Origin of the sequence: Bacteroides sp. HMSC067B03 (assembly GCF_001811315.1) — a bacterium.
Taxonomy (GTDB): Bacteria; Bacteroidota; Bacteroidia; order Bacteroidales; family Bacteroidaceae; genus Bacteroides; species Bacteroides faecis.
Genome location: NZ_KV804345.1, coordinates 44,138 through 58,230 on the forward strand (window position 1 = coordinate 44,138; position 14,093 = coordinate 58,230).

The window sequence follows — 14,093 nt, forward strand, 5'->3', positions numbered from 1 at the left end:
TTATAATTTTAGCTATTCCTTTTGAACTTAGTAATAGGATATAACATTATCTCTCTTATCCTTGAAGCAATACGAGTAGTAAAAATATACGAGCTATAGCCACCATGCACATATATCTTTATGTATTCCCATATAAGTTTTATATTATTAGTAATCTGTTCTTTTGCCGACCTCTTTTTAAAAGAAGCACTTTCTTCTCTGTATCGCCTATAATACACAGCGTTCTTTGATGTTAATGAAACTTTGTGAATTTTATCTGAAATCAAAAACATAAACAAACTGTCTTCGCCTATTTTAAATCGTTTGTCATATCTTCTTTCTTGTATGAAACTCATTGGAATGAGTTTCATACAAGGTCCGGAAAAATATTTCCGGACCTTGGATGAAAGAGTTGAACATCGATTTTCCACAGCATAATTATATGCATCTGTAACCGTATATTTCAACTGTCTATTAGATTCTTTGTCTTTGAATGCGTATGGATAACATAATGAAACAGTATCAGGAGCGACTTTATCATATAATTCTTCCAAAAAAGAAAACGAAATTAGGTCATCATCGTCAATGAAAGTGACATATTTCCCCTTTGCATTGTTAAGGGCTATGTTACGAGCATTAGAAACACCTCCTTCATCTATTTGGAAATACTGTACTTGCAAATCCTCATGCTTCGATAACCATTCCTTTATTTGTGTATTATATGGCTCATTACAACCATTCAAAACAAGTACAAGTTCATAATCAGTCTTAAGAAATGTCTGATTATATATAGAGTCTAAACACTCCCATAAATATGTCTGTGGCTTATAGGTAGGAACAATAACAGATATTTTCATACACAATTTTAACAAAAAAGTTTTTTGTTAATTTTTATTCAATATTATTAGATGTTAGCATAGGATTCTATCATTTTAATTACACGCTCCATTTGGACTTTTGAATTTTTCTTTTCAATAATAAATTGCCGTCCTTTTTTTGCTCGCTCTTCTCGTTCCTTCATATCAAGATGAATTACACTTGAAATACATTCTGCCAAGGCCTCCACACTTTCGTCTTTTGGGGTATAGACATAATCATAATACTCTTCAGGGATTCCTGACAAATGATTAATAATGACACTTCTTCCCGCAAGCAAATATTCCATTGTTTTTGAGGGGAAAGAGTACTTTGTATATTCCCCTTCACTTGTTCGTGGATTCACAAGAATTGTGGCTTTATGCTGCATTTCTAAAGCTGTCTCACTATCAACCAGTCCAAAAAATTTAATACGAGAGTCTATTCTTGTAGCTTCATTTATTGCTTCTTTTGAATCTCCAGAACCACAGATCCACAATTCAACATCTCTATCTTTTACCATTTTAAATGCTTCTACAAGATTCATGACTCCAAATATTTTACGCAGAGTACCTGTATATAGAACAACCTTTTTATCTATAGTTGGCTCAACATCGCTTTTGCCCATGGTACCAACATCTACGATACCCTCCATTACAATATGCTTCAAATCCTTTTGGTAGAAGTCCATCATAGCCTCGGTAAGTAATACTAGACCATCGCTATTGTTGGTTGCTGCTGTAATCTTCTTGTTTCTCTTTGCCAGCAAGTACGCCTTAACTGGATTTTGCCTGTCCATACCAAAGACAATAGAAGGAATATCAGGAATCACTACAGTTTGGGTTATCTTCTTCGCTGTCTTTCGCTTTGCAGCCTTTATTGCATCCAACAGACGAATATCTGGTGTATTGATAATAATGTGAATAGTATCGCCCTCGAACTCTTCAATCGCCTCCAGTATATTACTGGCTGTTGCACGCTTTGCAGAACCCTCTTTCACGCCCACAAGATTGCAGAAACCAACAGACTCTACATACGTATTCTTGTATGCATATGACTCTGGTTCTGTAAACATCTTCTTGTTATACTGAGGGTACGAGAATACACCAGGACATGTGATGCACTTCAGGTTAATATTCTCCTGCTGGCATAGTCCATTCAGTAACGACATCTCGAAATTATGATTCGACATTCCCATCAGTCCCTTGCTATCTTCGTTGATAGTTCTGAGCATATTCTGTGGGAAGAATTTTCCTATATATAATATGTTCATGCAATCATTAATGATTAAGTACCATTTCTTCCGATTCAGCTTTGAGCATCCCCCAAACAAACATCATCAGAACAAAGAACAACAAACTTGCTTCAATTACAGGCTCTACCATACAATTTAGAAACATTGCTACAACCATAGTAACAACTACCAAACGAAAAGGAGTTACATTCCGTTTAATCATTCTAAAAGTGGTTTTTAGAACGTTGATCGTAGCAACGACAAACGGAATGGTGGCAATCCATCCTGCTACAGCAGCCAAATCTAACCACAAATTGTGTACATATCCCACTCTCTTCCAACCCAATGGACTCGACATTAAATCAGAAATAGCCGCTTGCCATTTACCCGATCTGCCTCCCAACTCAGCTGCATTATCCGTAGTACCGGATTCTCTTTCTATATATGCATCAATAATTTCTTGACTAACAAGCCCGCTCTTAATAATAATTACTAAAACAAGCAATAATAGTAATAAGGATGAAACGACCTTAGATAGCCGCATACCTGTTGAATAACCAAACGACAAGATGATACTCGTAATCAAAAGCACAATACCAGTTCTATTAATCAAATGGACAACAATAACCAAAGCAATTGCTGCCAAAGAAAAGAAGACTGCTTTCTCTTTCAACTTCAAAGATTCTGCAAATATGATAGATACAAAAGCGATTCCTGCAGAACTCATTAATCCATATATTGTCGCAGATAAAGTACTTTCCTCCTTACCTATATCACTCAACAAATAGCGACTTTCATTAACGAAACCTACAATCAAAATATCTTGGATTGTAAGAAGAAGAACGGGTATCAAATATAATAGTATGGAAATGAATAGAAACTGCAATTTCTTTTTATCATCCTCTAACCAACATATAGCCCAACTTCCAAATCTATAATAAGCTACTGGAGCTATTATCATAGATAGGTAAATAAATCCGCTACCAGTTTGATCATGCATATACTGCATAGCACAATAAGCAAATGAGAAAAATATCAAAGTAGCACCAATGCCATCCCACCATTTATTAAATGGGAGAATACACCATGTGCCCAATGAGAACAAAAACAGCAGGTATATGTTATCAGACCACAAAGAAGTAATAAGCGTCGAGAAAAAGAGCAATACCAGCAACTTATATTTAAATGGCATTCTCATATTTATTTCTTAATTAGTCCTTTTATTCGGTTAATTACAAATAGTCTCTCCTCCTTAGTGAGAGCGATAGTAAAATACAGAATCAAAAGGTAGACAATGGATATAATCATTAGCATAAATGGAACTACAATTCCCTTAATTGTGAAAACGAGAGTAAAGAGTATAACTACATAAATACATGGTATATAAGATTTTCGAATAAGATTCCAGTTATTAAATTTCACGATTCTATTTAGAGCGATTTGTCTTAATACGAGTATTATGAGCGAAAATATTATATATGTGACCTGTAGATAATATGCAGGTGCACCAGCTTGTAATACAAAATATGCAGCAACTACTGATAGTAAGAACATTGTGTTCACAATTATCTGGTACCACTTAATTTTGCCTGACGCAAATATCAAATCAGGAATGCCAGCATTAAATACTCCTATCAAAGCATCAACAATTATTAAGGTCGAAAAAATAATTAAATTGGCTGGAACTACCCCTAACCATAAAGAAAATATCCATTCTGGAGCCACCAAAAAAGGTGAAGCTACCAACAGTAGTATAAGAAATGAATATTTCGAGGCCATCACAACCAAAGTTTCACTTCGTTCTTTGTCGCCAGCGGCATAACTTTTAACAATTTGCGGAGAGATTGACTTACTGATGCTGTTTGCGAATGTCAGGATGATAGAGTTCACTGAATTTGCTAGACCTAACGCAGTATTCATGGTCGTATTAAAAAAACGATTCACAATCAATGCAGCACCTTGGTTTTTGCTTACAGTTGCAATCGCCCCATAACCAACCCATACAGAGAATGCAAGTACCTCTCTATATGGAGCCCACTCCTTAACAAAGTGAAAGGCCACAATTTGAGGAAATAACTTTCTGCAATAGACAATGAATACAAATGTTGGAAATGCTGTAGTCAAGCAAATTGTCAATGAATAAACCGAAAGTTTATTGGCAAAAAAATAAATTAATGAATAGCTTACAATGACTTTTGTGATGTTAGCTATTATCTCGGCAGTTGAGAATACCAAGAATCTCTCCTTTGCAATTAATAAACCATTAAAAGGTACACCAATGAAAGATATTACAGATCCAATAATCGTAATATGAAATACTGTCATAACAGATTGTATATCACCGCCATAATTGATAAAATTTAATATATACCAATCTCCCAATGGATATGCCACTGCAAGTGTGATTACAGCAATCAGCACGTGAATAACAACATTTACACTGAATGTGTTATTAATCATTTTCATATCCCCTTTTCCAATTGCTGTCGCTATAAAGCGATTGGAGGTGCTTATCATTATTGTGTTTACAATAGCAATAAAAGATATAACTCCTCCAACTACAGAGAAGAGACCAAAATCATCAACTCCAAGTGCTTGTAAGGCAAAGCGAGTTGTCAATAATCCTGCAATTGCTGTTATTATTAGCTTAGCATACAGAATTATTGAATTAAGAAAAATAGCCTTATTTGTATTTTCTTGCATTACTTCTTATTTTTATTGACACGTATTTCACGACCCATAACATCAATAGCTTCAGGAGTAAAGTACGTTAGCCATCCTCCCATAGGGGTCAACGTAATTTCTCCAAACAGGGGGCGTTCGTCAGTATCATAGAAATCAACACGGGCATAATCCAATCCCTTAGATAAAATTGAGGCGTATTCTAACATTTCCTTCAAATGCTTTGGTTTATCACATTCATCACCAGAATAGTGGTAATCATTGATGATATAATGAAGATTTTTCCACTCAGGGCTATATATTACACGCTTTCCTACGCTCTGTTCTGTTCTAGCAAAGCAACACTGAATGAATATAGGTTTTCCATTTGCACAATGGATTTTATAATCCATTGGAAACGATCCGTCCTCATTGTCTTTAATCAGCTCTTCACAGATAATGAGTGGCTTGATGCACTGATAGTGCACTTCGAAATCGATAGGGTGCTTAGTCTTAAGCCATTTGTTTAGCAGCTTCTTAGTTGCCTCAACGTCAAGCGTGGATTTGTCAAATACAATAATATTCATTGCACAACTGTGGTTGCACTTAATAGCGAACTGCGCTGGCAGTTCGTCAAAATTTATTATGTCCGCATTATCCCAAACACCATACAGTTTAGTCAGAATATGACCGAGCCCCCGTTCTTCTACATACTTGCGCACTTCATACTTATCTGCAAGATACGCATGCTTTTTATGACAACCAAGGATATTATCTCTAAAGATATACTCTGAATAGTTTCTTGGAGAAAACAGATTGGGTATCACATGTTTATTACGAGAGTAATCAACAAAGTACCTCACCTGCCATGGCAATAAGTTAAGGATCCTTCTACCAAAAGATTTATTCTTCTCCATAATCGTTATGAATTTTAATTATTATATATCTGTATATTTCGTTTTCAAATAATCTTGATATAATTGAAGCTCGGATTTTTGCAGTCGAATTTATATATTTCGACCTAAACATTGTATAACGAAAAATATCTTTCAAACGTTCTTTTGGTGAACGTCTTTGGTCAGACATACTACACATGGAGTTATAAAATAAATTTCCAACTACACCATCAAAGGCCTTACGAATGGTCTCTTCTTCATTATACTTGTAGTTATTTGAAAGTAATAAATTCAGTGCTTTAAGATCAATCCTTCCGCTATTATCAGTACATACCGCTCCTTCTTCGAGTTTATGGAAGATTGGTGTAACCTGCACTTTTCTACCTTTTTTAAACTCCAAAACCACGGAATAGGAATGGTTCTCATCATCATATCTTCCAGTTTTTCTTGGAAAAAAGAAATTACCTAAGCTATATACTATCAGTTTATCGTTATAATACTCGTATCCTTGGGCAATATGAGGATGTGTTCCCACTATGCAATCGACTCCCTGATCAATAAGCTGGTAATAGTACTGCCTCACACAATCAAGAGGTACCTCATAGTGTTCAAGACCATAATGGCAAAAACACAATATGAAATCCACTTTTGTACGTAATTCACTTATTGTCTTTGCTATGGAAAAATGGCCAATCCAAGCATAACCATATTTACAGGTACTATTAGAAAACTGACCTTCTTGGGCCTCGCATAAATTAATAATTCCGAATTTATAGTTGCCAATTTGCTTAATTCGGGCTGCATAGACCTGCTCTTCCGTGAACCCCGCTCCTATATAATCCAATCTCACGTTATCGATTGCATCAATAGTGTAGTTCAACCTATCCGGACCGCCATCGGTAATATGATTGTTTGCCAGTAAGCACATATTGAAACCACAAGATTTCAAGTATGATACTGTACCAAATTGCTGATGTGGATAGTCCACGTGAGTTGTATTATGGTCTACTTCGATGCCCTCTAAGTTGCACACCGAATAATCTACTGATTTAATAACTTCTACCAACTCATCTGAAATAAAACTCTTTTTCATTTCAGACATTGAGTTGCAAATATCTCCGCAAACAAACAATCTGCTCATAAGTTACTTTCTTACAATTCTTGGTAAATAATACAAACTCTTTGAACTTAAGTCGTTGATTGTAGCATCTATTGTTCCGAATGCACACTTATATCCAGCTTTTTCTGCCTGTTTCATAACTTTATGGGAAATAGAGCTCTGACGTCCAAATGGGTATGCTAGATAGTCAACAGGATGCCCTAATAATCGTTCGAGAATTTCCTTGCTCTCTTTTAATTCTTCAAAGCTATTTGACACCTTTCTTAACATAGGATGTGACTTGGTGTGCGCACCTATTGTACATAGTTCCTGATTATCTAGTTTCTTAAGTTGCGCTTCTGTCATAAAACCTTCAGTTCCAATATATCCCGTTGTTATAAAGAATGTGAACGGTATTTGCATAGACAAAAGCACTGGTACAGCCTTTTCATATGCATCAAGCGGCACATCATCGAATGTTACAACAGCAAATTTCTGTTCGCTTTTCTCTCGGATCATTTTTAATGCTGTATCAATATTCACAAAAATATAACTCTGATTAATATAACATTCCAATGACTTCTTGAACTGCTCGAGCGTATGCTGACATGTATCAAGTTCGTCCATCCTAACATCCGAAATATGATGATACATTAATACTACACCATTGATTCTACTGTCATGCGCATTCCTACTCCAATACCATTTTCGAAGACGATATCGGAACTCGTAATAAAGTGCTAATAATCTACTCATCTTTTTAGAACTTGTTTGATTGAATTTCTGTAATGTGATATCACATACTTTAATAGCAGTCTTACATTAAATCCTTCAAGGAAATAAGGGACAACATTCTTGTGATAACTACCTTGTGTTGTACCGTTAGAATCCGTGGTATCATACAAGTATAATCCGTTTCCAGAGATATCATACATTACATTCAATTCTATCGGACGCATGTTGAGCGCAAAAGATTTTACTATTTTATAAGGTAGAACCTTCGTTGAAAGAATGTATTTGCAACCCTTTTCATTAGAATGAAAGCCATAGATATCAAGACAAAGGTCGTTTTCTGGAATACCTAATTTCTCATAGAGACAAACATTGTTGAAATAGATATCATACCTGGCAAGTTTATCTACATCATATAGTCGATAGTCGTAGTCTTGTTGTAATAAATTCACTTGTACCAAACTGTTATTATCCCCGCCATGTTCGCCTGCATCGCTAAAATTAGTTGTTACAGGAATGTTAGGATAGATAACGAATTTATTTGAGTCTACAACATAAGCATTATAGTATTTTGACCAAGCTCGAATCCAACCCTTTATTTCACTTGGCATATCTACTTTTTGTATATCTTCTTCTGAGTGGGTATCTCTCCATTTTTTGAACTCACTCCACATAGACTTTGTCCAACATTCGCCCCATGTAGAAACATCCTGCATTAAAAAGACATCTGATCCGTTCTGTATATTTACGAAAGGTAAACCTACATATCCATTACGTTCATTTTTATACAGCGAGATTTGAGCTATCCGACTATCATTTCCATACTTATCCAAGGTTTTGAGGACGTATGAGTAAAAGAATGGACTCACAAACAGGTCGTCTTCGAGCAAAATTATGGCTTTGAATTGATTCGTAAGTTCTCCACACTGATATATATGATCTTTCAGGCCGAGTCTCTTTTCTTGTATGTTTACATATTTTCGCCCAAAAGGCCACTCGAATTCTTTGACATATTCATACAATTCTGTATCACCACTGCAATCAACACTTATGACCAGAGGGATATCTTTTGATGGATATACTGCCTTGAGAAGAGATCCGAGAAGTCTCTTCATTGACTTTATGCGGTTATATCCCACGCATATTATAGCAACCTTTTCTTTATTCTGAAGATCTTTATTTATGTCTGCTATGTTCATTTTTTCATCAGTTGCCTAAAAAAGTAATAAGGGAAAGAAACTAATGAGCGGAAGTTAGGTCTCGTTTTTATAAGCTTGTACCATGTTTTGAAAGCATCACCAGTTCTATCAGCTGCCACATAAAAATGCACCAAATTATCATAGTGAAACGTACCTACCTTAGGATTCTTTGCAATAATGTCAGCGTATTCAGAAAGGAAGTGATTATGGAACTTTATATATCTTTGACTATTGTCCTTATAGAAGTCTGCATCGCTCATGCGAGTTGCCTGATGGTTGACATATATGCGCAAGTATGATTCTTTTAATGCTGCAACCTTCCAACCTTGCTTAAGTGCTCTACAACCGAGTGCCCAATCAGACATATCGTTGCCAATACCAGATATCCAAGTACCTCCGATAGACTCGAATGCCTTACGGCGGAACATGAATGTTGGAGTTCCACAAATTGTAGGCTTCGATATGGCTATTGGAAGTATTTCGGATCCTCCTTCAATTTCAGCTCCATGGATATTTAATTGTTCCTTGGTGTTATTATCATAATACGTCATTGCGCCATAGATGAAACCATAATCATCAGATAGTGATTGAATCAAATCCAATTGCTTTTCCAATTTTTCAGGAGTATACTCATCATCATCATCAAGGAACGTAATAAACTCACCCTTTGATAATTTAAAAGCTTCTTTTGTTTGAGCGACAGGACCACCCTCAGGAATAGAAATGTATATAATATGAGGATCATTGTAGGACTCTACAATTTTCTTCGTATTATCAGTACCACCATCTGCAACTATATGCTCATAGTTCTGGTACGTCTGATTTTGGATGCTCTCAATACATCTTGAAATCAGTCTTGCACGATTCTTTGTGTTGGTGATGATTGTCACTAGTGGTCGTTTTTTATCCATATATTTACTTTGATATGTCGGTAGAAGAGTAATCATTTATTAATTCACCCATACGTCTTATATTATTTTTTCATCTTTCATATTAGGAGGCTTTGATACAGTCAAGTAATCTATTTTACAATTGCGCATTGTAGTTTTGAACATTAATTGCCGTTAATTCTATTGCAATGAGCCTACTTCCAAAATTGTATTAATAAAAAAAATAATGTTCAAGTTCCGTAAAAGCACAAGTTAGAATTTGCGCCACACCATCTTGTTGACAATACCTACATAACTCTGTACAATCTTCACGACCTTGGTGCTTACATTTTCATCCACATAATCAGGCACAGGAATACCATGTTGATCATCTCTGCACAGTTCAACAGCAGTATCTACTGCTTGCAAAAGACTCTTCTCATCAATACCTGCAATAATAAAATCGCCTTTATCAATTGCTTCCGGACGCTCGGTAGAGGTACGGATACAAATTGCTGGGAATGGATGCCCTACACTGGTAAAAAAACTTGACTCCTCAGGAAGTGTACCAGAATCACTAACTACGGCAAAAGCGTTCATTTGAAGGCAATTGTAATCATGGAAGCCAAGAGGTTCATGCTGGATAACCCGTGAATCAAGCTTGAAACCACTTGCTGCAAGTCTATTGCGTGAACGCGGATGGCAGCTATAGAGAATTGGTATATCATACTTCTCTGCCATCTTATTAATAGCGGAAAAAAGTGACATGAAATTTTTTTCTGTATCAATGTTTTCCTCACGGTGAGCGGAGAGAAGAATATACTTGCCTTTCTCCAAGCCAAGACGCTGATGTATATCGCTTGCTTCGATTTCTGCGAAATTGTTATGAAGAACTTCTGCCATAGGTGAACCTGTAACGTAAGTGCGTTCCTTTGGAAGTCCACAATCTGCCAAATATCTTCTAGCGTGTTCAGAGTATGCCATATTTACATCACTAATTATATCAACGATACGGCGGTTTGTTTCTTCGGGAAGACACTCGTCTTTGCAACGGTTTCCAGCTTCCATGTGAAAGATAGGAATGTGCAAACGCTTAGCTCCTATAACACTGAGACACGAATTAGTATCACCTAGCACAAGCACGCCATCAGGCTTTGTCTGCGCAAAAAGTTTATAGGCACAGTTGATGATATTGCCACAAGTGGCTCCCAAATCATCGCCCACAGCATCCATATATACTTCAGGCTCTACCAATTTCAAATCTTTGAAAAAGATTCCATTTAAGTTATAGTCATAGTTCTGACCTGTATGGGCAAGAATAACATCGAAATACTGGCGGCATTTATTAATTACTGCCGCTAAGCGGATAATCTCAGGACGAGTACCAACAACAATGATCAATTTTAGTTTGCCGTCGTTCTTGAACTTTATATCTGAATAATCTAATTTGGGTTGTTTTTCCATGATCATTTTTTCACTTTATCAAAGTATGTATCCGGTTTATCCGGGTTGAATATCTCATTGCAGTACATAACCGTTACCAGATCTTCCGTATCGGAGAGATTGATGATGTTATGGGTATATCCGGGAAGCATGATAACGGATTGTATTTTGTCACCACTCACCTCGTAGTTCAGCACTTCGTCTGTACCTTCCTTGCGGAGTTGGATGAGCCCATGACCGCTGACAACAATAAACTGTTCCCATTTGGTATTGTGCCAATGTTCACCCTTAGTAATACCCGGTTTGGAGATATTTATACTTACCTGACCACAGTTCAAAGTATGTACAAGTTCTGTAAATGAGCCACGCTGATCTACATTCATCTTCAGATCAAAGATTGCTTTTTCTTTGGGCAAATAACTCAGATAAGTGCTATACAATCTTTTGGCAAACGAGTCTGACGGGATTTCAGGGATCATCAGCGTCTCTGGCATTTCTGCAAACTGATGCAGCAAATCAACTATTTCACCTAATGTAACCTTATGGGTAACCGGACAATAACAGTATCTGCCACCCACCAATGGATGTACGTCAAGACCTTCAAACTCGCAACGATGTTCCTCGCCTTTCAAGGCATGAATCATCTCGTCCACGAGATCGTCAATGTAAAGCAGCTCCAGTTCTACACGTGGGTCATTGACTTGTATCGGAAGGTCGTTAGCGATGTTGTTGCAGAATGTAGCGACAGCACTGTTGTAGTTGGGACGACACCACTTGCCGTAAAGGTTCGGAAAACGATAAACCAGCACTTTGGCTCCCGTATCTTTACCGTACTGTAGAAATAAATCTTCACCAGCCTTTTTGCTGCGACCGTATTCGCTGTTGCCAAAACGACCTGTCAGAGAAGCTTGTGCACTGGAAGAGAGCATGACAGGACAAGTATTATGATGTTTCTTCAGTGTTTCAAGCAATGTGCTTGCAAAACCGAAATTGCCTTTCATGAACTCCTCATTGTCTTTGGGACGGTTCACTCCGGCAAGGTTGAACACAAAGCCGGCTTTCTGACACCAGACATCTAATTGTTCGGAAGTGGAATCGAGATCGTACTCAAAGACTTCATCAATCTTCAGATCACCATAACAACGAGCCTTTCCGTTTTTGATATTATTAAGTTGGGCACAAAGATTTCTACCAACAAAACCTCTGGCACCGGTAACTAAAATATTCATAGCTATTATTGTACAAAGTTACTCTCACCACTCAGTTCCTTCTTGATATAATCAAGAGCAGCTATTTTAGCCTTGGTCTCTTCTACATTCAATATATAAGTATTATTAGAATTGAACTCCGTAAGTGTGTTACGTTCCGTTTCACCTTCTTTGAAGAATTTGTCATAGTTCAATCCACGATTATCTGCAGGAACGCGATAGAAATTACCCATATCTTCTGCCTTGGCACATTCTTCATTAGTAAGCAATGTCTCATACATCTTCTCACCATGACGAATACCGATAACCTTGATGTCTTCCTTCTTGCCGCCAAATAATTCACAAACAGCCTCCGCCTGAGTCTGGATGGTGCAAGCCGGAGCTTTCTGTACGAGGATGTCACCGTTCTGCCCATGCTCGAAAGCAAAAAGTACAAGGTCTACAGCTTCTTCCAGCGACATGATAAAGCGCGTCATCGTAGGCTCAGTCAAAGTGACAGGGTTGCCACTGCGAATTTGCTCTATCCACAGAGGAATTACAGAACCACGAGAACACATCACATTGCCATAACGCGTACAGCAAATCTTGGTTTTACCTGAGTAGCGGCTCTTAGCTACAGCAATCTTCTCCTCAACAGCTTTCGTGATACCCATAGCATTGATAGGATAGGCAGCCTTATCCGTAGATAGACATATCACAGCACCGACGCCAGCCTCGATAGCAGCTGTCAAAACGTTATCAGTACCGATTACATTGGTTTTCACCGCTTCCATAGGGAAGAACTCACAACTTGGAACCTGTTTCAAAGCCGCAGCATGAAAGATATAGTCAACTCCAGGCATTGCGTTCTTACATGACTGCAAATTACGTACATCGCCAATAAAAAACTTGATTTTATGTGCCACATCAGGATACTTTACCTGATATTCGTGACGCATATCATCCTGTTTCTTTTCATCCCGTGAAAAAATACGGATTTCACCGATGTCAGTACGGAGGAAACGATTCAAAACTGCATTGCCGAAGGAACCTGTTCCACCAGTAATCATAAGGGTTTTACCTGCAAAAATGCTCATAATGGTTTTATCTTTTTATTTTTATATAATCGATTTATTTATGGATGGTCTTTAAATGTGCCATAATACTTAGCATACCACCCTGCAAACTTTCTCAATTCCTCACGTAGTGATGTTGACGGTTTAAATCCAAAATATTATTCTAGAAGAGTAGTATCAGCATATGTCACAGGTACATCCCCAGGTTGCATCGGTACCAGTTCTTTGTGTGTCTCAAAGTCATAGTCGTTGGAAAGTACACCTGCACGAATAAGTTCTTCTTGAAGAATAGTCACAAAATCTAAAAGATTTTCTGGAAAGTTATTACCGATATTATATACTTTATAAGGAGGAACGGGCAATCCATCATCGCCATTTTTCTTTTCAGGAGCATGCTGCATAATACGGACAACACCCTCTACGATATCATCAACATAGGTGAAGTCACGTTTGCAGTTACCGTAATTGAATATTTGAATAGTTTTACCCTCACGAAGTTTGTTGGTAAAGCCAAAATATGCCATATCAGGACGACCACAGAGACCATAGACAGTAAAGAAACGCAAACCAGTACTTGGTATATTGTAGAGCTTAGTAGACATGGGCCATTAATTCATTGCTCTTTTTAGTAGCAGCGTAGAGTGATACAGGATTGTCTACCTTATCATCAGTACTATAAGGCACTTTCTTATTGCTTCCATATACACTACTGGAAGAAGCATATACCAAGTGCTCCACACTATGATGACGGCAGGCTTCTAAAATATTATAAAATCCAATAAGGTTACTTTCAATATAGGCATCGGGGTTAGTTATACTATAGCGTACCCCGGCTTGAGCAGCAAGATTCACGACTACCTGAG

Annotated in this window: 12 protein-coding genes and 1 pseudogene; all 13 read right to left on the minus strand. The window is 37.3% G+C overall.

The window, feature by feature from the left end:
* Positions 1 to 8 precede the first annotated feature (8 nt).
* Positions 9 to 836: a glycosyltransferase family 2 protein gene (locus tag HMPREF2794_RS10825; protein WP_070751505.1), complete on the minus strand. Its 828-nt coding sequence runs from the start codon at positions 834 to 836 to the stop codon at positions 9 to 11.
* Between the two features lie 47 nt (positions 837 to 883).
* Positions 884 to 1,909 carry a glycosyltransferase family 4 protein gene (locus tag HMPREF2794_RS10830; RefSeq protein WP_168166598.1) on the minus strand — a complete coding sequence of 342 codons (1,026 nt, stop codon included), beginning with the start codon at positions 1,907 to 1,909 and terminating at the stop codon, positions 884 to 886.
* A gap of 205 nt (positions 1,910 to 2,114) precedes the next feature.
* Positions 2,115 to 3,266 carry a hypothetical protein gene (locus HMPREF2794_RS10835; protein ID WP_070751507.1) on the minus strand — a complete coding sequence of 384 codons (1,152 nt, stop codon included), beginning with the start codon at positions 3,264 to 3,266 and terminating at the stop codon, positions 2,115 to 2,117.
* 2 nt (positions 3,267 to 3,268) lie between these two features.
* Positions 3,269 to 4,771 carry a lipopolysaccharide biosynthesis protein gene (locus tag HMPREF2794_RS10840; protein WP_070751508.1) on the minus strand — a complete coding sequence of 501 codons (1,503 nt, stop codon included), beginning with the start codon at positions 4,769 to 4,771 and terminating at the stop codon, positions 3,269 to 3,271.
* Positions 4,771 to 5,646 (minus strand): ATP-grasp fold amidoligase family protein, encoded by an 876-nt coding sequence (locus tag HMPREF2794_RS10845; RefSeq protein ID WP_070751509.1) that lies wholly within the window; start codon positions 5,644 to 5,646, stop codon positions 4,771 to 4,773. The genes HMPREF2794_RS10840 and HMPREF2794_RS10845 overlap by 1 nt, the downstream gene beginning before the upstream one ends.
* A complete protein-coding gene (locus HMPREF2794_RS10850) occupies positions 5,633 to 6,766 on the minus strand; it encodes a CapA family protein (protein ID WP_070751510.1) in 1,134 nt (377 codons plus the stop codon). Before HMPREF2794_RS10850 ends, HMPREF2794_RS10845 begins: the two co-directional genes overlap by 14 nt.
* A 3-nt stretch (positions 6,767 to 6,769) precedes the next feature.
* Positions 6,770 to 7,480, minus strand: a complete 711-nt coding sequence (locus HMPREF2794_RS10855; RefSeq protein WP_070751511.1) for a polysaccharide deacetylase family protein — start codon at positions 7,478 to 7,480, stop codon at positions 6,770 to 6,772.
* On the minus strand, positions 7,477 to 8,655 hold the full coding sequence (locus HMPREF2794_RS10860; RefSeq protein ID WP_070751512.1) for a glycosyltransferase family protein: 1,179 nt from the start codon (positions 8,653 to 8,655) through the stop codon (positions 7,477 to 7,479). The genes HMPREF2794_RS10855 and HMPREF2794_RS10860 overlap by 4 nt, the downstream gene beginning before the upstream one ends.
* Positions 8,652 to 9,566, minus strand: coding sequence for a glycosyltransferase family 2 protein (locus HMPREF2794_RS10865; RefSeq protein WP_168166599.1), 915 nt, complete (start codon positions 9,564 to 9,566; stop codon positions 8,652 to 8,654). The genes HMPREF2794_RS10860 and HMPREF2794_RS10865 overlap by 4 nt, the downstream gene beginning before the upstream one ends.
* A gap of 231 nt (positions 9,567 to 9,797) precedes the next feature.
* Positions 9,798 to 10,988 carry a non-hydrolyzing UDP-N-acetylglucosamine 2-epimerase gene (gene wecB, locus HMPREF2794_RS10870; RefSeq protein ID WP_070751517.1) on the minus strand — a complete coding sequence of 397 codons (1,191 nt, stop codon included), beginning with the start codon at positions 10,986 to 10,988 and terminating at the stop codon, positions 9,798 to 9,800.
* A 2-nt stretch (positions 10,989 to 10,990) separates the two neighbouring features.
* Positions 10,991 to 12,196: a polysaccharide biosynthesis C-terminal domain-containing protein gene (locus HMPREF2794_RS10875; RefSeq protein WP_070751514.1), complete on the minus strand. Its 1,206-nt coding sequence runs from the start codon at positions 12,194 to 12,196 to the stop codon at positions 10,991 to 10,993.
* A 5-nt stretch (positions 12,197 to 12,201) separates the two neighbouring features.
* Positions 12,202 to 13,251, minus strand: a complete 1,050-nt coding sequence (locus HMPREF2794_RS10880) for a polysaccharide biosynthesis protein (RefSeq protein WP_070751515.1) — start codon at positions 13,249 to 13,251, stop codon at positions 12,202 to 12,204.
* Between the two features lie 38 nt (positions 13,252 to 13,289).
* A pseudogene (locus HMPREF2794_RS10885) lies at positions 13,290 to 14,093 on the minus strand (NAD-dependent epimerase/dehydratase family protein); the annotation flags it as partial.